Origin of the sequence: Nocardioides sp. Root122, from assembly GCF_001425025.1 — a bacterium.
Taxonomy (GTDB): domain Bacteria; phylum Actinomycetota; class Actinomycetes; order Propionibacteriales; family Nocardioidaceae; genus Nocardioides.
In genome coordinates this window covers 180,118-199,218 of record NZ_LMDE01000013.1, presented here as the reverse complement: position 1 = coordinate 199,218, position 19,101 = coordinate 180,118, and the positions used below count along the sequence as shown (strand labels likewise).

General features: G+C 69.6%; 18 protein-coding genes. 7 read left to right on the top strand and 11 right to left on the bottom strand.

All coding sequences use genetic code 11. From position 1 onward, the window contains the following. Window positions 1-16: 16 nt before the first annotated feature. On the bottom strand, window positions 17-799 hold the full coding sequence (locus ASC64_RS18050) for a phosphotransferase (RefSeq protein WP_056908930.1): 783 nt from the start codon (window positions 797-799) through the stop codon (window positions 17-19). A 373-nt stretch (window positions 800-1,172) separates the two neighbouring features. Between ASC64_RS18050 and ASC64_RS18045 the strand changes: the two genes are divergently transcribed. The 4 genes from ASC64_RS18045 to ASC64_RS18030 all read left to right on the top strand — a co-directional run bounded on the left by ASC64_RS18045 (window position 1,173) and on the right by ASC64_RS18030 (window position 5,806). After that, window positions 1,173-2,150, top strand: a complete 978-nt coding sequence (locus ASC64_RS18045) for a sugar-binding transcriptional regulator (protein WP_056908929.1) — start codon at window positions 1,173-1,175, stop codon at window positions 2,148-2,150. Between the two features lie 165 nt (window positions 2,151-2,315). Beyond that, window positions 2,316-3,089 carry a hypothetical protein gene (locus ASC64_RS18040; protein WP_056908928.1) on the top strand — a complete coding sequence of 258 codons (774 nt, stop codon included), beginning with the start codon at window positions 2,316-2,318 and terminating at the stop codon, window positions 3,087-3,089. Continuing rightward, a complete protein-coding gene (locus tag ASC64_RS18035) occupies window positions 3,082-4,557 on the top strand; it encodes a PTS mannitol transporter subunit IICB (RefSeq protein ID WP_156385275.1) in 1,476 nt (491 codons plus the stop codon). The genes ASC64_RS18040 and ASC64_RS18035 overlap by 8 nt, the downstream gene beginning before the upstream one ends. Further along, the gene (locus ASC64_RS18030) at window positions 4,547-5,806 is read left to right on the top strand and encodes a zinc-binding dehydrogenase (RefSeq protein ID WP_056908926.1); all 1,260 of its coding nucleotides are present in this window, start codon (window positions 4,547-4,549) and stop codon (window positions 5,804-5,806) included. Before ASC64_RS18035 ends, ASC64_RS18030 begins: the two co-directional genes overlap by 11 nt. Here the strand turns inward: ASC64_RS18030 and ASC64_RS18025 are convergent. Both ASC64_RS18025 and ASC64_RS18020 read right to left on the bottom strand, forming a co-directional pair. Beyond that, a complete protein-coding gene (locus tag ASC64_RS18025) occupies window positions 5,793-6,992 on the bottom strand; it encodes a hypothetical protein (protein ID WP_056908925.1) in 1,200 nt (399 codons plus the stop codon). The genes ASC64_RS18030 and ASC64_RS18025 overlap by 14 nt on opposite strands. After that, window positions 6,985-7,509, bottom strand: a complete 525-nt coding sequence (locus ASC64_RS18020; RefSeq protein ID WP_082550611.1) for a SigE family RNA polymerase sigma factor — start codon at window positions 7,507-7,509, stop codon at window positions 6,985-6,987. The genes ASC64_RS18025 and ASC64_RS18020 overlap by 8 nt, the downstream gene beginning before the upstream one ends. 256 nt (window positions 7,510-7,765) lie before the next feature. Between ASC64_RS18020 and ASC64_RS18015 the strand changes: the two genes are divergently transcribed. Both ASC64_RS18015 and ASC64_RS18010 read left to right on the top strand, forming a co-directional pair. Continuing rightward, window positions 7,766-8,536, top strand: coding sequence for a class I SAM-dependent methyltransferase (locus ASC64_RS18015; RefSeq protein WP_056909019.1), 771 nt, complete (start codon window positions 7,766-7,768; stop codon window positions 8,534-8,536). A gap of 88 nt (window positions 8,537-8,624) precedes the next feature. Then, entirely contained in the window at window positions 8,625-8,999 is a 375-nt protein-coding gene (locus tag ASC64_RS18010) for a hypothetical protein (protein ID WP_056908924.1), read from the top strand. Window positions 9,000-9,056: 57 nt separating this feature from the next. Here ASC64_RS18010 and ASC64_RS22210 read toward each other — a convergent pair whose 3' ends face one another. Then, on the bottom strand, window positions 9,057-9,776 hold the full coding sequence (locus tag ASC64_RS22210; RefSeq protein WP_156385274.1) for a hypothetical protein: 720 nt from the start codon (window positions 9,774-9,776) through the stop codon (window positions 9,057-9,059). A 214-nt stretch (window positions 9,777-9,990) separates the two neighbouring features. On the opposite strand from ASC64_RS22210, the gene ASC64_RS18000 reads away from it, so the two are divergent. After that, on the top strand, window positions 9,991-10,455 hold the full coding sequence (locus ASC64_RS18000; protein WP_056908922.1) for a hypothetical protein: 465 nt from the start codon (window positions 9,991-9,993) through the stop codon (window positions 10,453-10,455). Window positions 10,456-10,550: 95 nt separating this feature from the next. Here ASC64_RS18000 and ASC64_RS17995 read toward each other — a convergent pair whose 3' ends face one another. From ASC64_RS17995 to ASC64_RS17965, 7 genes are all read right to left on the bottom strand, one after another. Then, the gene (locus ASC64_RS17995) at window positions 10,551-11,045 is read right to left on the bottom strand and encodes an AAA family ATPase (protein ID WP_200937882.1); all 495 of its coding nucleotides are present in this window, start codon (window positions 11,043-11,045) and stop codon (window positions 10,551-10,553) included. A gap of 184 nt (window positions 11,046-11,229) precedes the next feature. Next, the gene (locus ASC64_RS17990) at window positions 11,230-12,582 is read right to left on the bottom strand and encodes a carotenoid oxygenase family protein (protein ID WP_056908920.1); all 1,353 of its coding nucleotides are present in this window, start codon (window positions 12,580-12,582) and stop codon (window positions 11,230-11,232) included. Window positions 12,583-12,620: 38 nt separating this feature from the next. Then, window positions 12,621-13,544 carry a hypothetical protein gene (locus ASC64_RS17985; protein ID WP_056908919.1) on the bottom strand — a complete coding sequence of 308 codons (924 nt, stop codon included), beginning with the start codon at window positions 13,542-13,544 and terminating at the stop codon, window positions 12,621-12,623. Window positions 13,545-13,626: 82 nt separating this feature from the next. After that, window positions 13,627-14,790 (bottom strand): sensor histidine kinase, encoded by a 1,164-nt coding sequence (locus tag ASC64_RS17980; protein WP_056908918.1) that lies wholly within the window; start codon window positions 14,788-14,790, stop codon window positions 13,627-13,629. A gap of 126 nt (window positions 14,791-14,916) precedes the next feature. Continuing rightward, the gene (locus ASC64_RS17975) at window positions 14,917-16,221 is read right to left on the bottom strand and encodes an ABC transporter permease (protein WP_235563813.1); all 1,305 of its coding nucleotides are present in this window, start codon (window positions 16,219-16,221) and stop codon (window positions 14,917-14,919) included. After that, on the bottom strand, window positions 16,218-17,501 hold the full coding sequence (locus tag ASC64_RS17970; RefSeq protein ID WP_082550610.1) for an ABC transporter permease: 1,284 nt from the start codon (window positions 17,499-17,501) through the stop codon (window positions 16,218-16,220). Before ASC64_RS17970 ends, ASC64_RS17975 begins: the two co-directional genes overlap by 4 nt. Beyond that, on the bottom strand, window positions 17,498-19,021 hold the full coding sequence (locus ASC64_RS17965; RefSeq protein WP_056908917.1) for an ABC transporter ATP-binding protein: 1,524 nt from the start codon (window positions 19,019-19,021) through the stop codon (window positions 17,498-17,500). Before ASC64_RS17965 ends, ASC64_RS17970 begins: the two co-directional genes overlap by 4 nt. Window positions 19,022-19,101 lie beyond the last annotated feature (80 nt).

Sequence of the window (19,101 nt, the reverse complement as noted above, 5' to 3'; positions counted from 1 at the left end):
TGGCGCGCCTGGCGCGTCAGTCGGAGAACAGCAACCTGTTGTCCTCGATCCACGCGATCTCGGCCAGCTCCTCCCTCTCCACGTCTCCCTCGGCCACCCACGTCCTCTGGGGCTCCTGACCCTGCGCGGCCAAGAAGCGGACGTGCTCGCTGGTGTGGCGGATGCGTCGGACGACGGCGTCAGCGACGTCGAAGTCGGCCGGGATCCCATAGGCGTCGAGGAAGGCCGCTGTGCGCGCTCGGCGGTCGGGCACGTCAGGGAAGTGGTGCCACTCGAGCGCCGCCTCGTCGTCCCGCATCGGGGCGAACCACTGAAGGGCGTAGGCCACGTCGCTGAGCCTGGGTGCGCGGTGGAGGAAGTCCCAGTCGATCAGGGCGACGGCCTCTCCGTCCCGCCAGACGAAGTTCCAGGGGCCGGGGTCGCCGTTGACGAAGACGTCGCCGCCCTCGGTCGCCGGCGCGGCGAAGACGGCGTCGCCGGGTGGGACCCAGTCGACGGAGGCGTCGTGGACACGTCGCAAGAGGCGCGCTGCGGACCGCAACCCGTGCTCGTCGTGCTGGTGCTTCCACCCGTCGCCACCGCTCTCACCCTCGATGAAGCGGAGCGTCTCGGTCTCGCCGTCCGACGACACGGGCTCGGGGACGCAGTCCAGGCCCTTCGCGCGAAGGTGCCGCAGGAACGCGTGCACGGTCGGGGTCTGCGGTCCAGCGGGTCGAGTGACCGACTCGGCCGTCAGCTCGATGGGGCGGAGCCGCTCGTTCACCTCTGCCGCCCGGCTCTGGTCCCTGTCGTCGGCCATTCCGGCACCCTCGCACGAGCACCGGTGCGAGCTCCAACGAGTTCTCGCGCGCTCGGCGGGTCGGGGACGCACCGAGGCACGCCGCCGAGGGACGCAGACTGGGCTCTACCCGAACGTGAGCACTTCAGAGGGTGCCGCAACCGCAGTCGCAAGCACCGGAGCGCACACCGAGACCGCTGCGAGCACATGGAGCACCGAGGTGGTGGCGCCGTCCCGACTGCGTCGACCAGCCACCAGGGTGAGCGCGGCGATCACCGCAGCGAGCAGCAGCGGGACGCCCAGGAGGTAGCCGCCGTGGCGCCTCGCCGACGGGGGCGGCGAGGTGGTGGTCTCGGACCGTCTAGGCTCGGTTTCGAGTGGAGGGGGCAGGAACGTGCCGAACGAGGAGTGGGTCGAGATGGCGGCGCTGGCCCGCCGGTTCTACCTCGACGACGTCTCCAAGACCGAGCTGGCAGCCGAGTTCGACATGTCGCGGTTCAAGGTCGCGCGGCTGCTGCAGCAGGCGCGCGAGACGGGACTGGTCACGATCCAGATCAACGACGGGTTCGACGCCCTCGAGTCGCTGTCCGACCAGCTGCGGCAGCACCTGCACCTCGACGAGTGCGTCGTCGTGACGTCGGGTGACACCGAGGTCGACAATCGTCGTCGCCTCGCCCGGGCCGCTGCTCGCGAGATGAAGCGACACATCCGGACGGGCGACCTGGTGGGCCTGTCCTGGGGGCGCACCCTGGTCGCCCTGGGTGAGGAGCTGGCGGACCTCCCGCCGTGCACCCTGATCCAGCTCACGGGGATCGTGGGCAACGACTTCGCCCAGTCGCCGGTGGAGGTGATCCGGCGGATCGCCGACCGCTCGAGCGTCCAGACGCTCTCCCTGTTCTGCCCGCTCTTCGCGGGCACGCCAGAGGCGGCCGACACCTTCCGCAACGACGCGGCCGTGCGCCGCATCCTCGAGTCCTACCGGGACCTCCAGCTGGCAGTGCTGTCCCTGGGATCGTGGGACCCGCCCATCACCCAGCTCGGGTCCAGCCTGGAGTCGTCCGACCGCGACGAGCTGGCTGCTGAGGGGGCGCGCGCGGAGATGGCCGGCATCTTCATTCGTGACGACGGGACCGTCATCGACGCCGCGGCGGCGCGCCGACGCATCTCGGTCTCGGTCGACGACCTGATGGGCAGCCCGCGGGTGCTGGCGGTGGCCGGGTCGCTCGAGAAGGCCCCGGCGATCGCGGCCGTGGCCCGCTCCGGACTGCTGACCTCGCTGGTCACTGACGACGTCACGGCGATGGCGCTCCTGCGCCTGCCCGTAGTACGACGCCCGGTCCTCACGCGCGAGACGAGCACCGCGGCCACCTAGCCGCCGTCGTCCTCCGCACCGACGCGCCAGCTCCCGCCACGCGGGCAGCTGGCGCGTCCTTGTCGTGCCTGCACGCATCCCGGGGGACAAGACCCCTTGACGTCTGCTGTGCCCTGCGTCACACTCAAATGAGCAGACACCGCTCAGATGAGCACAGGAGATGCGATGACCCGCTCCCAGACCCCGGCCCAGACGCACGTCCGACCCCTGCTGGTCAACGGGCTTGCCGTAGAGGCAGTCGTCGACCGGCACGTGATCGACGACGTGCTGCTTCCGCGGCTGGAGGAGGCGAGCGCCGCGTCACGGGGGCAGCGCCGGACGTACGTGTTCCTCGCCGCGCCCCCCGCCACGGGCAAGTCCGTGCTGGCGGCCCTCCTCGCGCACGAGGGTCGGCACCTCGGGCTGGACGCGGTCGGGATCGACGGCTTCCACTACCCGAACGACCACCTCGCCAGCCGGTACGTCGACACCCCGTCCGGCCGTGTGCCGCTCAGCAGGTTCAAGGGCTCGCCCGACACCTTCGACACGACTGCGCTCGACCAGTGCCTCGCGGCCGGCCTGGACCACGACGTCGTCGACTGGCCCGGCTACGACCGCACGCTGCACGACGTCGTCCCGGGTGCCCACCGCGTCGACGCCGCTGTCGTCCTGGTCGAGGGCAACTGGCTGCTGCTCGACGACCCACGGTGGTCGCCGCTGACCCGCTACTCGTCGTTCAACGTGTTCATCGACGCCGCCCCGTCCCTGCTCCGTGACCGGCTCATCGACCGCAAGATGCGCGGCGGCGCCTCGCGGGCCGAGGCGGAGGAGTTCTACGAGCGCAGCGACCGCCGCAACATCGAGCTCGCGCGCACCCGGACCGATCGCAGCAAGGTCGACCTCCTGCTGCGCCTGCACCCCGACGGATCGATCAGTCAAGGAGACAGCACCCATGAGTGACATGCCAACAGCCACGGCCCCCAGGGCCTCCGGCCGAGCGCGGATCCAGGCGTTCGGCGGCTTCCTGACCGCGATGGTCATCCCGAACGTGGGCGCGTTCATCGCGTGGGGGCTGCTCACCGCCCTCTTCATCCCGACGGGCTGGATCCCGAACGAGGACCTCGCGGAGGTCGTCGGGCCGATGATCACCTTCGTCCTGCCCCTCCTCCTCGCCTACACCGGTGGTCGTCTGGTGCACGGGCAACGAGGCGGCGTGGCCGGCACGGTGGGCACCATCGGGCTCATCGTCGGGGCGGACATCCCGATGTTCCTGGGCGCGATGATCATGGGTCCGCTCAGCGCCTGGCTCATCAAGAAGATCGACGACGCCCTGGCGAGCAAGATCAGGCCGGGCTTCGAGATGGTGGTCAACAACTTCACGCTCGGCTTCCTCGGCCTCGGCCTGATCGTCGCGTCCTACAAGGCGATCGGTCCGTTCATCACCGGCATCAACGACGTGCTCCTCAAGGCGATCAACGCGTTGGTCGACACCGGCGCCCTGCCCCTGCTGTCCCTGCTCAACGAGCCGGCCAAGGTGCTCTTCCTCAACAACGTGATCGACCAGGGGCTGTACTACCCCCTCGGCCTGCAGGCCGCGGCGGAGGACGGGAAGTCGATCTTCTTCATGGTCGCCTCGAACCCGGGGCCCGGGCTCGGCCTGCTGGTCGCCTTCTGGCTCTTCGGCGACAACCGCGTCATCCGCGACAGCGCGCCCGGCGCCATCATCATCCACTTCCTCGGGGGCATCCACGAGATCTACTTCCCCTACGTTCTGATGAAGCCCCTCACCATCGTCGGCATGATCGCCGGCGGCATGTCCGGGATCCTCACGTTCATGACCTTCGGCGTCGGCCTGACGGCGGGTCCCAGCCCGGGCTCGATCTTCTCCTACCTCGCGCTGACGCCGCGCGGTGACCACGTCGGCGTCATCGCCGGGGTGTTGGTGGCGGCTGCCGTGAGCTTCGCGGTGACGTCGGCCATCCTCAAGCTCTCCAGGCGTCGCAGTGGCGAGGAGTCGCTCGAGCTGGAGGAGTTCCAGGCGCGCTCGAAGGCGATGAAGGCCGAAGGCCAGGCACTCGGTGGTGGGGCCTCGGCCGGCGGTGCCGGCGACGTACGCCGCATCGTGTTCGCCTGCGACGCGGGGATGGGCAGCAGCGCGATGGGCGCGAGCACCTTCCGCAAGAAGCTCGAGCAGGGCGGCCGCGGCGACGTCACGGTGACCCACGCCGCGATCGAGGCGATCCCGTCCGACACCGACCTCGTGGTCGTGCACCGCAACCTCGCCGACCGGGCACGCGGTGCCCGTCCCGACGTCATGATCGTCGAGATCCAGAACTTCCTCGGCGATCCCGCGCTCGACGAGCTGGCGGGCGCGCTCGTGCAACCGAAGGCTGCTGAGGCTGCGAAGGCTGACGGTCATGCTGGCTAGGGCGGCGCGGATCCACGGGCGGGACAAGGTCGCGGTCAGCGAGATCGAGCTGCCGCAGATCGGCCCCGACGAGCTCCTGATGCGCGTCGTGAGCAGCAGCATGTGCCTGTCGACCTACAAGGCGCTGTCCCTCGGCGAGGACCACAAGCGGGTCCCCGAGGACGTCTCCGCGGCGCCCGCGATCACCGGGCACGAGTTCGCCGGGGTGCTGGAGGAGGTCGGCGAGGGCGTGGCCGACAGGTACGCCGTCGGTCAGCACGTGGCGATCCTGCCCACGATGGGGCTGCCGAGCGGGTACTCGCCGGGCTACAGCTACCCCTGGTTCGGTGGCGATGCGACCTACTGCATCATCCCCAAGGTCGCGATCGACAAGGGGTGCGTGCTGCCCTACGACGACGACTACTTCGCCAACGGGTCGCTGGCCGAGCCGATGTCGTGCATCATCGGAGCCTTCCACGCCAGCTACCACACGGAGCCACTGGTCTGGCAGCACCAGATGGGCATCCGCACGGGCGGTGCCCTCGCTCTCCTCGGGTGCGGTGGGGCCATGGGGGCCGGCGCCCTCGACTACGCCCTGCACGGGCCGTACCGCAGCAGCCTGGTCGTGGCGGTGGACGTCAACGCCGAGAGGCTGTCCAGGCTGGCTTCCCTCTTCCCGCCGGGCGAGGCAGCTGCGCACGGTGCTCGTCTGGAGCTCGTCGACGCCACCACGGTCGACGTCGCGACGGAGCTGAGGTCGTTGAGCCAGGGCCGTGGCTTCGACGACGTGATGGTGTTCGCAGCCCACCGTGGGCTGGTCGAGACCGCCGACTCCGTCCTCGCGCAGGACGGGTGCCTCAACTTCTTCGCCGGGCCGACGGACAAGGAGTTCAGCGCCAACCTCAACCTCTACAACATCCACTACGAGAGCACGCACCTCGTCGGTACGTCGGGCGGCTCGCGCTCGGACATGGAGGAGTCGCTGACCCTGTCGGCGGCCGGCACCATCAACCCCTCGAAGATGGTCACGCACGTCGGCGGCCTCGACGCCGTGCCGGACGCGCTGTTGGGTCTGCCAGACTTCACCGGAGGGAAGATCCTCATCTATCCCCACGCCGACCTGGACCTCGTCGCCATCGACGACTTCGAGGACCTCGGCCGGACTGACACGAGGTTCGCCGAGCTGGCCGGACTGGTCGGGCGGACCGACGACATCTGGAACAGGGAGGCCGAAGCCTACCTCCTGCAGGAGTTCGTCAGGACTCGTTGACCATCCCACCCAGCCGGACCGTGCCGGCGCGTGCGGCGCCGGGAGCGATGGGGACGGTGGAACAACCCGCGAGGTCGCACTGTGTGAGGTCCGCGTCGTCGACGCTGATCACCGAGCCGTCCGGCGTCCACCCGTAGCCGCCGACAGGCGAGGCGGGCAGCTCGGTGCTCTCGCCGGTGTCGACCGAGTAGAGGACCGCGCCGTCGAGCCGACCGATCTGACCGTCGTCGTCGACCAGCATGTAGGGCAGGACCAGCACGTGGCTCCCGTCGGGAGACAAGGACGCCCACTTGTCGCCCAGGTCGGGCAGGTCCAGGAGCACCTCTCCGGACCGTGCGTCGCTGATCCGGGCGCTCGCCCCGATGCCTCGGGCCGTCGGCCGGTTGACGACCTGCAGGAACCGGTCGGCGCTGATGTCGGGGTAGACGGACCCGGGCAGCGGCGTGGCAGTGACGTCCCCGGTGCGCCAGTCGACGGCTGCGACGTCGTCGTCCAGGCCGACGTAGACGTGGTCGCCGGACAGCGCCACCGGCGGTGCGTCCCATCCGCCCCACGTGAAGGCCCCCCGGACCGGCACCACGGCGACCGCCTCGCCCGTGCGCAGGTCGAGGACGACGACCTCCCATGCGTCGCCGGCCGGCTGCGCATAGGCGAGGTAGGGCTGCGTGGGGTCGGTGGAGGCCGAGACGTCGCCGAGCGAGATGTCCAGCCCCGCGACGCTGCCGTCGGTGCCGACGAGCGACCACGTGTCCGGCGTGCTGCCGTCCATGAGGTAGTCCTTGCCGTGGCGCACGAGCAGACCAGCGGAGGTGTAATAGAGCCCACGGACGGCGCTGTCGTCGATCTCCACGCCCCGCTCGAGGTCGCCGAAGTAGACGTTCGTCCCGGCCGCATAGGCCCCGGACTCGGCGTAGGTCTGCTGGGCCGCTGCGGCCTCCGCGCTGGTGAAGGCCGCCGGCGCCCGCTCGGCACGTCGCACGCCGGCGTCGTCCGGCCGCTGGCCGGCACCGGGGAGCAGGACGAAGGCACCCACGACCGTGGCCGCCGCCGCAGCAGCGAGGCCCGGCACGAGGATGTGCGTGCGTCGGGAGCCGCGCGCACCACGCAGGATGGCCTCGGTCGGCGGGTGAGGTATGTCGAGTGCCTCGGCCTCGGCACGCATCAGGTCGGTCAGGTGCTCAACCACGGTGGACTCCCAACGTCTCGGGGATGGCAGCGTCACCCAGGAGCGGGCGCAGCTTGGCGAAGGCCTCGAAGGTCTGGCTCTTGACCGTGCCGGTCGAGCACCCGAGGGCGTCGGCCGTCTCCGCGACGGAGAGGTCCTCGTAGTACCGCAGGACGACGACCGCACGTTGGCGCGGCGGCAGCTGGGCGAGCGCCTCCATGATCTCGATGCGCGCCCCGGGGTGTCGGGCATCCGGACGCTCAGGGAGGTCCGCCGACGGGCGTTCGTTGCGCCAGCCGCGCTTGCGGAACCACGACGACGCCGTGTTGACGAGGGTCCGCTGGGCGTAGGCGCGAGCCGACGAGCGGTCCTCGATCCTGGCCCAGGCGGTGTACGTCTTGGCGAGTGCGGTCTGCGCGAGATCCTCGGCGAGCCCGAGGTCGCCCAGCAGCAGGTACGCCGACCGGTACAGCCCCGGCCATGCCACGTGCACGAACTCGGTGAACTCACCGTCTGACGAGTCGCTGCGAGCACCCACCCTCGTCCCCCTTCGTCGATGCCGTCACCCCACCAGATGCCGCCAGCGGCGGATCGGTTGGATGCAGGCTGCCGATTCTCGCGGGACGGTAGTCCCACGGGACCTGCGAGCAGGCATGCACAGGCCCACGGTCAGCAACATCGGTGCGCACTCATCTGCCGTCGTCAGCCTGCAGGCAGCACGACGGCGGTTCCGCAGGCAGCGCAATGAAGGGCGCCCCTGAACCGCCGGGGTGTGCCAGTGGCAGCATCAGCCCATGGCGAACCCGGGATTCGATGCACGGGGCGACGCGAGTCGTCCGTGGCAGTCACTGTCGACAGGGTTTGAGCGAGCCCGTGCCCGTGAGGACTCCCTCGACCGACTCGTCGAATGGCCAGCGGAGCGCGGAATGCTGGGAGACGTCACCGGGCTGACCGTCCTGGATGCGGGCTGCGGCAACGGCTCCAAGCTCGCTCAACTGGCCAGCGAGGGCGCGGCGCAGGCGGTCGGCGTCGACATCAGTGGCAGCTTCATCGCGGCCGGACCGAGCGTCGAGCTCATCCAGGCCGACCTATCGGACCTCTCCGTCGTACCAGGGCTGGAGACGCGCCGGTTCGACCGAATCCTGTTCCTGCAGTCCTTCGGCTACGCCAAGGATCCGCTTCACGCCCTGCGCGTCGCTCGGGACATGCTCACCGACGACGGCTTCATCCTGCTCACCAGGACCCAGCCGGTCAGGTACGCCATCGAACGCGCGGAGCAAAACGGCACAACCATCGGCGAGGAGTACTTCTCCACCAAGCGCTTCTCCTATCAGCACCGCAACTGGGACGACCAGGTAACACTCACGAAGGTGCCGTACACGATGTCGGACCTGCTCAACACCTTCAGCGACGCGGGCCTCTGGATCGAGAGGACCGTAGAGCCCTACATGTCGGCCGAGGCGGCCGAGCGATTCCCGGAGAAGTACGCGAGAGTGAGCAAGAACTTCGTCGGCATCATCATGTTCAAGCTGCGACCACTGGCGCGGCCGGACGCCTGCAGTTAGGCGCAGCGGCGCCGACACCCGCCTCGCCCGGTCATGCCGCGACGCGAACCCCCGCTCATGCCGATGTGCGTGCATCTAGTCTGACGCGATGCAGATCCAGGGGATCGACGAGCGACGACTCGCAAGCGAACGCATGGGCGGGCACTTCGTCGTCTTCGTCTATACCGACGGAGGCGCGTCACAGACGCCAGGGGCGGAGACTTGGGCTGTGGACAGCCTGCTCATCACCGATGCCGCGATGCCCGAGGTCCTGCACTGGCTCACGGAGAACTTGCCGACGGACTGTTGTTGGTCACTTGGTCTCGTGCTTAGCCCCGCCACACCTTCGACGGAGACAGACGTCGACGTGGCGTGGATCGTCGGCTCGGACGTGCTGAACATGAGCCCTGCTGACCGGTCTCCCGAGCAGCAGCGCATCGCTGAGGAGATGATGACTCGAAGGGGCCAGGTGTCTCTCCTGTAGATCACCCAGCGAATACTCCGTGCGCACTCATCTGCCGATGAGCGCATGGCGCGATCGTCACTCGATGAGGTCGATGTCGCCACGGAACGCCGTGAAGTCACGGGGGCGCGCGAGTTGGGCTTTCGCTTGATTGGCGTTCATCTCGTCGGGGTCCTGAGCGATCTTGCGTGCCAGGTCCAGCCGCTCGGGGTTGTCTACGAGGACTGACCATCGGACGAGGGAGGAGCGGTCGTCAGCCATCCGACTCAGGACCTCTGGTCGGAGCCTCCGACACCCTGCTGCTGTTGCGCGTACTCGCGCAATGGGATCGGATGCCAGCATCTCGGCATCGGTCTCGCTGAGTCTCGGATTGAGGAGGATCGTTGAGCGAACAGCCGGGTGCGGGTCCCGCGCCAAGGCAGCCACCACGCTCTCGTCCTGCGTCACCTCGGCCATCCGCTCGCGCACCGTGTGTACGGGATCGTGCAGCAGGAGTTGAGCGCTGGCTTCGTCGAGGTCATCCCGCTGTGCTGCTCGTCCCCGGGCGTCTGGGTCGGACGCTCCTAGAGCGACTGGAAGTGCATGTTGACTGGGATTCTCAGCGACTGCGAATCGCACGGCCCACTTCTCGTCGCGCACCAAGTCGTGAAGGACGTCCGTAGGCGCGGATGGGTTTCGAGCGACGGCTTGTCGCACCTTCGGCGAGCGGTCGGAGGCCAGTTCCCTTAGCGCCGTGGCCGCCGTGGCCGCCGTGGCCTCGTCGGCTGCGACGCGGGCGCGCTCGCTGATGGTCGGCACGGGCCGAGTCTGACAGGCTGCCGCACCCGTGGAGGGTTGGTCGCCAAAGTGTTCACCACCCGTCGCAGCCACAGACAGCCTGAGCGGCCATACGGGTCTGCCGCGATCAGCGCACGCATCTGCCCAGATCCGTATGGCATGGATGCCGCACCGGTCCGGTCTCGGTTCGGCAACTGTGGTGGTGTCAGGACACTGCCGCGTCGATGATCGCCGTATGAAGTCGTTCCTAGCGGTCATCGTGCTACTCGGGTGTGTGGGGTGTTCGTCGTCCGCTCCCACGACAGGAGCGGACGACTCCGACGGTAACGCGGTCGCGTTGATCACTAGGCCCGACGGTCAAAACGACACCATCTGGAGCACAGGTCGCGGGCACCTTCGTGTCGAAGCAGGCTGCATCCTCTTCAAGGGGCAGTTGGCGGTCTTCCCATTCGGCACCTCGCTCGCCAACGGTTCGACCTCTCTGAAGATCCGCGATGGCGATGAATCCATCCCCTTGGACGGCTCAGCAGAGGTAGACGTCACTGGCAGCGAGGTGCCGCTGGGTGAAGACGGCGACTGGGACCACGCAATGGACGCCGCGAATCTGGCCCGATGGTCCGAGTGTCGGCGACGGGCAGACATCTCGGAGTACGCCGACTGGTGGCAGGTCGGTCAACTCCACCTCGTGGGCGACGAGTGATGCGTCCGCGACGAGTCGTTGTGTGTGCCTAGCAACATCCGGATCTGCCGCGTTGAGCCCGCAGCCGCGACGCGGCTGGGGCCCGTGTGCGACTCCTACGCCCACCCGCAGTCGGCGCTGATGCGTCGGATCGCGTCGTCCAGCGTCTCCTCGACCTCGATGGTGGCTTCGGCGAGGCCGTCGACGTACGCGGCTCCGTACCACCAGTCGCGCATCTCCGCTTCGCCGAACTCCGCTGCCTTGGGCTTCGTTGCATGGCGCCGGAGTGTCTCCTCGAAGGGGACGTCCCAGAAGTAGGCGAGGCTTCTGCCGTTGTGGTCTCCGATGAGCCGCCTGAGCATGTCGCCGTAGCGGTCTGGGTGCAGGATGCCCTCGACCACGACGGAGAAGCCCCGGTCGAGTGCGTAGCGTGCCATCACGTCGATCAGGCCGATCGCCGGGTTGCCCGCTCGGTCGTTCGCCCACAGCACTTCGCCGCGCACGACGTCTTGCGAGATCACCGCCAGCTGGTCCCTGCCCCGCTGCCGTTGCAGCGCGCGGGCCACGGTGGTCTTGCCCGATCCGCTGTTGCCACGCAACGCGATCAGCATCGTCTGGCTCGTACCCGTCACCATGGCACCCTTCCACCCGCAATGTCGGTACCTTCACACACCGCTCCGACAACGTCGACAGCGCAAGGAGAGTCGCTCCGTTGGCGACGCCGGTGCCCGCCCCCATGGCGATGTCCCGCCGGCCGGTCACGAGAACGCCGCCGAAGGCGACGGTGTTCGAGGGTCAGGCGAGGGCGGAGTCGGGGATCCAGTTCCCGTGGAATCCCTGCGGCACCCGCGCGGGCAGGTGGACCGTGGCCACGGGACGCCCGAAGTCGTGGGCGTCGATGATCACCAGGTCGCTGGCGTCGCGCGCGGCGTCGTACACGTAGCCCATGAGCCAGCCGTCGTCCTCGCCGGCCGCGTCGCCCTCGGGAACGAACACCATCTCGCTGGCGATGCGCCCGGGGCCCAGGTCCACCTCGACCGTGGTGCCGCCGACGAGGTCGTGCTTGCGGATGGCCGTCCGGGGGTCATCGCCCAGGGCGCCCAGGTCGAGCACCGAGGACTGGCCGATCGTGTAGCCGTAGCGGTGCCGGCTGCCCGTGAGTCGTTCGTCGCCGCGAGGAAACTCCGTGCCGCGGTCGTCGATCGTCTCGGTGAGCACCTTGCGTGCCTGCGGGTCGATCGTCCAGCGCTCCAGGCGGGGGCGATCGGACACGGGCTCGCGGTCCTCGGCGAAGGCATGGTCGTGGACCACCAGGTCGATGATCACCCGGTCGCCGGCGTCGAAGGCGTTGAGAGGGTGGTAGACGAAGCACGGCTCGACGTCGATCCACAGGACGTCGGAGGCGGTGCCGGTACGGGGCAGGAGCCCGACCCGTGCCCCGTTGTCGGGTCGCCAGCGGAAGGGCAGGGAGACGCCCTGGAGGGCGAGCTCGAGGTCGAAGAGCACAGGCAGGTCGAAGAGCACGACCCTCGAGGCGGTCAGGCCCATGTCGTGGAGCATGACCGGCGCCGGAAGGTCGATCTCGACGGTGCTGGTGAGCTCTCCGGACGGGGCGATCACGTGGTAGCGCAGCGCGGGGTTGTCGAAGCCGTAGCTCATCACGTGCATCTCGCCCGTGCTCGGGTCGAGCTTGGGGTGCGCGTTGATGCCGCCGGGGAGGGGGCCGCCGAAGTTGCGCGTCGCGACCGTGTCCAGCTCGCCCGTCAGCTCGTAGGGCAGCGAGCCCTCAGTCACGGCAAGGATCCGGCCCGCGTGGGCGAACACGTTGGTGTTTCCCGAACCGGGGTACCACCCGCCGTCCTCCCGGGGCACGGGGGACTCAGCGAGGCGTTCGCTGGCCTCGGGGCTGCGCACCCAGCGGTTGCGGTACCAGCGGGCCTGGCCGCCGTGCAGGTCGACGCCGTGCACCATCCCGTCGCCGGCGAACCAGTGGTAGGTGTCGGCCTGCGCTGCGAACGGGTTGGGCCCGGTGCGGATGTACCTGCCAGCCAGGCCGGGCGGCACCGCGCCCGTCACCTCGAGATCCGTGGCGGTCACCTCGGTGGCCACCGGCGCGAAGTTGCCGTCGAGGTACGTCGCTCCAGTCATCGTCTGCTCCCTGCGGTCGTGAGCGTCAGTCCGCCCGGTCAGTACGTCGGTGCGCCCTCCTTGCGGCGCTCGATGGTCTGGAACACCCAGAAGACGGCGATGAAGCCGATGAGGATCGCCTCGACGACGAACGTGGCGTGGGCGTCGAGCCAGCCGGAGAACAGCCCGACGGCGTCGCCGCCCTTGACGACCACGGCCGTGACGACCATGGCCACGCCGAGCAGGCCGTAGAGCCAGACCCAGCGCCTGCGCGCCGGGTCGCCCCGGTTCTGCCGGGCCGCGAGGAAGACCGCGACGATGACGAGTCCGACCGCGATGTTGGCCGACCAGGCGTGCACGTCGTGGTTGAAGACGCTGTCCGGGTCGTCGGCGTCGCGGTAGAGCCAGTAGAGGACGGCGACGGTCCCTGCCGCCACCACCCACGTCGCGATGTAGGCCCGCCGCTCGTGGCGTCCGGGCACGTTGCCGCCGGCCCAGGCCTTCAGGGTGAGGACCGCGACCAGCACGAGGATCACCACGAAGGCGAACAGCAGCGCCGTGAAGCTGCGGGCGACGGTCTCGGCGTTGGCCTTGATGAGGTCGTTGTCCTCGATCCTGGCGACCTGGGTCTCGGGCGAGCCGCCCCGGACGGACGCCGGCAGGCTGCAGTAGTTGGCATCGAGGGTCGGGACCAGCGCCACGACCGACAGCAGCAGGCCGGCGACGTTCAGCACGGCGTCCTCGGCCGAGGTCTTGCCCCACATCACGATCATGGCGAAGCCGATGAGCAGCAGGGCGCCGACGAAGACCGGTCGCACCGGCGTGTAGAAGTACGCGCTGAGCGACCGCTGGACGCACCCGTCGGGAGCGTTGGCGATCTCGCGCCACACGGCGAAGCCCAGGGCGAGGATGACCATCACCACCCCGAGGCGGATGCCGGAGTAGGTGCGTCGGGCGACCTGAGGTGGCAGCGGCTCGGACATGGTTCCCCCCGGATGGAGCGCCCGCGTCCCGTACGCGGCCGCGCCCACCAGCGTCCACCCGGCCACCGGTGGAGCGAATCGCTCACATGGGGGAAGTCGCCTCGTCGCGACCCAGCGGAAGGGCGACCGTGAACGTGCTGCCCTCCCCGGGCGTGGACGTGGCCGTCAGGCGCCCGCCCATCAGCGCGACGAGCTCGTTGCTGATCGCCAGGCCGAGCCCGAGGCCGCGGCGGTCTCCGGCGTGCGGGTCCGCCTGCCGGAAGGGCGCCATCAGCGCGGGCAGCTGGTCGGGGGAGATGCCGATGCCGGTGTCGCGGACCTCGAGCTCGAGCCACGACGCCGACTCGGTGTCCTGCCCGTCATCGGGTGCACTCACGCGTACGTCGACGCCGCCCCGCTCGGTGAAGGTGATCGCGTTGTCGACCAGGTTGGTGACGACCTGGCTGATCCGGCGGCAGTCGCCGACCGCCGTCGCCGGGACGGACGCGTCGACCGCGAAGGTCGCCGTCAGCCCGCGCGTCCGGGCCAGCGGCGCCGCCCAGTCCTCGATGTCGGAGACGAGCGCGCGGATGTCGAAGGGTCTCGGTCGCAGCACGGCCTGGTGCGCCTCGAGCCCGGAGAACTCCAGGATGTCCTCGACCAGGCGCATCAGCCGCTCGCTGGAGCGCTGCAGGATCTGCGCGTAGCGCGCCGGCTCCGGGGCGAGGTCGGTGGCCATGAGCAGGTCGGTGGCACCCACGATGGCGGCCAGGGGCGTGCGGACCTCGTGGCTCACGGTGGCCAGGAACAGCGTCTTGGCCGCGTTGGCCTCCTCGAGCTCGCGCAGCACCTGCTTGGCCTCGGTCACGTCCTCGCTGATCCCGTGCACGCCGACCACCTCGTCGTGGACGACGACGGGGATCGCGGTGCACCGGATGTCGATGACCACGCCGTCCGGGCGGGCCACGCGTCCGTCGAGGAGCTGCGGGTCGCCGGCCATCACCTGCTCGAACCCGTCCTGGAATCGCTCCAGGTCGTCGGCGTGGATGACCTGCGAGAAGTGCGCCTCCCGGAGCTCGGCCAGGGTCAGCCCGGTCATCTCCAGGGTGCGCTGGTTGGCGTCGGTGAAGTGACCGCGGGCGTCCAGCGACCACGCGGACTGCGGGTGGTGGGAGAACAGCGAGGCATAGCGCGCGGTCGCCTCGGCCAGTGCGCCACCGCCGTCCCCGGCGTTCGCGAGGGCGGGGTCAGGACGGTCGTGTGTCATCAGAACCTCCGAGTGTCCGACTGGCACGCAGGTTACGCACGTCGCCCGACGCCCACTGGTACCCACACCGGCGCCGAGGACGCGCGGCGGGGCGCACGGCTTGCCTCGGGGTCGCCCGGAGGTCGCCTACTGTTGTCGATAGGCGACGCCGTCGGCCGCCGGCGGACGCGAACGTCCGACGAGGCCGGCCACGGCGAAGATGGTGATGACGTAGGGCAGGCTCAGCAGGAGCTGTGGCGGGATCTGCGCACCGATGGACGACAGCACTCCGGCGAGGTTCTGGGCGAAGCCGAAGAGCAGGGCCGCCAGGGTGGCGCGGATCGGGTCCCACTTGCCGAAGATCACGGCCGCCAGCGCGATGTAGCCGGCGCCGCCGGTCATCTCCCGGTTGAACCCGGAGACCGACACCAGGCTGTAGTAGGCGCCGCCGAGGCCGGCGATCGCGCCCGCGAGCAGGATGGTGCGGTAGCGGGTCCGGTTGACCTTGATGCCCACCGTGTCAGCGGCCTTCGGGTGCTCGCCGACCGCCCGGACCCGCAACCCCCAGCGGGTGCGGTAGAGCGACCACGCCACCAGGGCAACGATCACGTAGAGCACGTAGACCAGGGCAGGCTGGCGGAAGAAGATCGGACCGATCAGCGGGATGTCGCCGAGGACCGGGATGGGCAGTCCGCGCATCCGCTCGGGGGAGTTCAGCGACTCCGCGTTGGGCGTGAGCACCTGCCGGAACAGGAAGTTGGTGAGGCCCACCACCAGCACGTTGAGCACGACGCCGACGATGACCTGGTCGACGAAGTAGGTGATCGCGAACAGGCCCAGGACGAGTGCCATCAGGGCGCCGGCGGCCATCGCCGCGACGAGGCCCGCCCAGGGCGACCCGGTGAGGCTGGCGGTGATGGAGGCCGCGAAGGCGCCGAACAGCAGCTGGCCGTCGATGGCGATGTTGACCACGCCCGCACGCTCGCCGAGCACGCCGCCCAGCGCACCGAAGACGAGGGGGATCGCCAGCGCGATCGCGCCGGCGAGCAGGCTCACGATGGAGATGCGGCTGCCGGCCGCCTCCCAGCTGAGGAAGCCGATCATCCAGGCGAGGGCGAAGACGATCGGCAGCCAGAGCGGCTGTCGCGAGCGGGCGAGCATGCGGCGTACGGCCTCGGCGGTGAGCGCAAGGCACACCACCAGCATCAGCCACGCCGTGGCCGAGGAGGGGAGCACGGCGTCGGGCAGCTTGGCGAAGTCGCTGTCGACCGCCAGGCGGAACGTGGTGTCACCGGACCGCGACGTGGTGAGGAGTCGCAGGCCGAGGAGCACCGTGACCACGCCGAGGATGGTCGGCAGCTTGCGCCGGCCGGCCGTCCTGGTGGGCGTCACGGCGTCGTCCGGAGCGAGCCCGCCGCTCTCGGGGGTCGGGCGGTCCATCGTGGTGCTCACTTGGCCTCCTGGGCGGGGAGCCGGAAGATCGCGCGCACCAGGGGCGGGGCGGCGAGGAAGAGGACGATCAGCGACTGGACCACCAGCACGAGGTCGACGGAGATGTTCTCCGAGGCCTGCATGGTGAAGCCGCCGGCCTTGAAGGCACCGAACAGGATGCCGGCAGCCAGGATGCCGAGCGGTCGCGAGCGTCCGAGCAGCGCGACCGTGATCGCGTCGAACCCGATGCCCGCGTCGATGTCGACCGACACGCCGCTGGTCACGGTGCCGAGCACCTGGTTGACGCCGGCGAGGCCGAGGAGCGCGCCGCCGAGCATCATCACGACCGTGTAGGTGCGCCCGACGTTGATGCCGGACGCGCGAGCGGCGTTGGGGTTCTCACCGACGGCGCGGATCCGGTAGCCGAGGGTGGAGCGGTTGAGCAGCCACCAGACCACCGCGACGGCGACCAGCGCGATGATGAAGCCGAAGTGCAGGTTGAACCGGTCACCCAGCACCTTGGGCAGGATCGCGGAGTCCTTCATCGGCGGCGACTTGGGGTTGACCGAGCCCGGGGTGGCGAGGAGCCACTCCTTGGTGAGGGCCCAGAACACCAGGTAGTAGCCGACGTAGTTGAGCATGATCGTGACGATCACCTCGTGGGCGCCGGTGCGCGCCTTGAGCAGGCCCGCGATGCCGCCCCACAGGGCGCCGAACAGCATGCCGACGAGCACGGCCAGCGGCAGGTGGATGATCATGGGCAGGTCGAACCGGAACCCGATCCAGGCGGCCGCGCCACCGGCGAGGAGCATCTGGCCGCGGCCACCGATGTTGAACATGGCGGCCCGGAACGCCAGGCCGACGCCGAGGCCGCCGAGGATCAGCGGGCCGGCGAACTTGAGCGTCTCGGTGAGCGGGCGCCACTGCTGCGCCGGGTCGGTGACGAGGTTGTTGTAGACCGCGCCGCGGAACATCGCGCTGTAGGCCCCGGAGATCGCGTCCCACAGGGCGCTGAAGAAGTCGGACGGACGAGCGGTGATGTAGCTGAGCGTCTCGCGCACGCCGTCGTCGGTCGCGGCGATCATCACCGAGCCGACGAAGACGGCCAGGAACACCGCGAGCACGCCGGACAGGGCGTCGCCGGAGGCGATCTCACGGAGCATGGAGCGCGAGCGCGCCTCCCGGTCGGCACCCGCGTCGGCGCCTGCGTCGGCCCTCGTGTCGGCCGTCGAGTCGTCGGCGACGTCCACCGGCGCCCCGACGGGCGCGTCGTCCTGCTTCGGCTTGTCGGTGTCACTCATGCGACCACGTCCTTCAGGTCCTTCGGGCGTTCGCCGGTCATCATGAGACCGAGGGTCTCGCGGGGGGTGTCGGCCGGGACGATGCCGACGACCTGGCCGCGGTAGAGCACCATGATGCGGTCGGCGAGAGCGACCACCTCGTCGAGCTCGGTGGAGACGACGAGCACCGGGATGCCGCTGTCGCGGGTCGCCACGATCTGCTTGTGGATGAACTCGATCGAGCCGACGTCCACGCCGCGGGTGGGCTGGGCGGCCACGAGCAGGCGCAGGTCACGGGAGAGCTCGCGCGCCACGACCACCTTCTGCTGGTTGCCGCCGGAGAGGTTGGTGGCGAGCGCGTCGATGTCGCGGGCGCGGACGTCGTACTCCGTCAGCTTCTTCTGTGCGAACTCGCGCAGCGCACCCAGGCGCAGGGATCCGTTCTTGACGAACGGCGACTTGAAGCTGCGGTTGAGCATCAGGTTCTCGGCGATCGTGAAGCCCGGCACGAGGCCGTCGACCTGGCGGTCCTCGGGGATGAACCCGACACCTGCGTCGAGGATCTTGCGCGTCGACCGGCCGACGAGCTCGACACCGTCGAGGGTGATGGACCCGGTCACGTCGTCCTGGAGGCCGAGGATCGCCTCGGTGAGCTCGGTCTGGCCGTTGCCCTGCACGCCGGCCACGGCGAGGACCTCGCCCGCCCGGATCGTGAAGCTCAAGCCATTGACGTGCACGTGCCCGGCGGCGTCGACCACGCGCAGGTCCTTGACCACGAACGCGGCGTCACCGAGCGTCGGAGGGTCCTTGTGGACGACCAGCTCGACCGGTCGCCCGACCATCATGGAGGCGAGCTCGGCGTTGCTGGCCTTGGGGTCGGCCTCGCCGACCACCTTGCCGAGGCGGATGACCGTGATCCGGTCGGCCACCGCACGGACCTCGCGCAGCTTGTGCGTGATGAAGACGATGGCCTTCCCGGCCTCCTTGAGCTGGCGCATGATGTCCATCAGCTCGTCGGTCTCCTGCGGCGTGAGCACCGCAGTCGGCTCGTCGAACACCAGCAGCTCGGCGTCGCGGGACAGCGCCTTGATGATCTCCACCCGCTGCTGCACGCCGACGGGGAGGTCCTCGACGAGGCTGTCGGGGTTGACGTGGAAGCCGAAGCGCTCGGAGATCTCGGTGACGCGCGCGCTGGCGGCGTCGAGGTCGAGGCTGCCGGCGAAGCCGGTGGTCTCGTTGCCGAGCATGACGTTCTCGGCGACGGTGAAGACGGGGATCAGCATGAAGTGCTGGTGGACCATGCCGATGCCGGCCGCCATCGCGTCGCCGGGCCCGGTGAAGTGCTGGACCTTGCCGTCGAGCTCGATCTCGCCCTCGTCGGCCTTATAGAGGCCGTAGAGGACGTTCATCAGCGTGGACTTGCCGGCGCCGTTCTCACCGAGCAGGCAGTGGATCTCGCCGGGCTCGACGGTCAGGGAGATCGAGTCGTTGGCCACCATGCTGCCGAAGCGTTTGGTGATGCCTCGCAGGACGAGTCTCATGGCATCGCATCCTAGGGGTCGCTTGGGTCCGCAGGTCTGGACCGGGGTGTCTCGTAGGGCGGCCTCGCGGGCCGGCACGT

Bases quoted from the DNA above. Each gene is read 5' to 3' on its own strand.
- ASC64_RS18050 (WP_056908930.1), bottom strand. From the start codon at position 799: ATGGCCGACGACAGGGACCAGAGCCGGGCGGCAGAGGTGAACGAGCGG.
- ASC64_RS18040 (WP_056908928.1), top strand. From the start codon at position 2,316: ATGACCCGCTCCCAGACCCCGGCCCAGACGCACGTCCGACCCCTGCTG.
- ASC64_RS18035 (WP_156385275.1), top strand. From the start codon at position 3,082: ATGAGTGACATGCCAACAGCCACGGCCCCCAGGGCCTCCGGCCGAGCG.
- ASC64_RS18030 (WP_056908926.1), top strand. From the start codon at position 4,547: ATGCTGGCTAGGGCGGCGCGGATCCACGGGCGGGACAAGGTCGCGGTC.
- ASC64_RS18015 (WP_056909019.1), top strand. From the start codon at position 7,766: ATGGCGAACCCGGGATTCGATGCACGGGGCGACGCGAGTCGTCCGTGG.
- ASC64_RS18010 (WP_056908924.1), top strand. From the start codon at position 8,625: ATGCAGATCCAGGGGATCGACGAGCGACGACTCGCAAGCGAACGCATG.
- ASC64_RS18000 (WP_056908922.1), top strand. From the start codon at position 9,991: ATGAAGTCGTTCCTAGCGGTCATCGTGCTACTCGGGTGTGTGGGGTGT.
- ASC64_RS17995 (WP_200937882.1), bottom strand. From the start codon at position 11,045: ATGCTGATCGCGTTGCGTGGCAACAGCGGATCGGGCAAGACCACCGTG.
- ASC64_RS17990 (WP_056908920.1), bottom strand. From the start codon at position 12,582: ATGACTGGAGCGACGTACCTCGACGGCAACTTCGCGCCGGTGGCCACC.
- ASC64_RS17985 (WP_056908919.1), bottom strand. From the start codon at position 13,544: ATGTCCGAGCCGCTGCCACCTCAGGTCGCCCGACGCACCTACTCCGGC.
- ASC64_RS17980 (WP_056908918.1), bottom strand. From the start codon at position 14,790: ATGACACACGACCGTCCTGACCCCGCCCTCGCGAACGCCGGGGACGGC.
- ASC64_RS17970 (WP_082550610.1), bottom strand. From the start codon at position 17,501: ATGAGTGACACCGACAAGCCGAAGCAGGACGACGCGCCCGTCGGGGCG.
- ASC64_RS17965 (WP_056908917.1), bottom strand. From the start codon at position 19,021: ATGAGACTCGTCCTGCGAGGCATCACCAAACGCTTCGGCAGCATGGTG.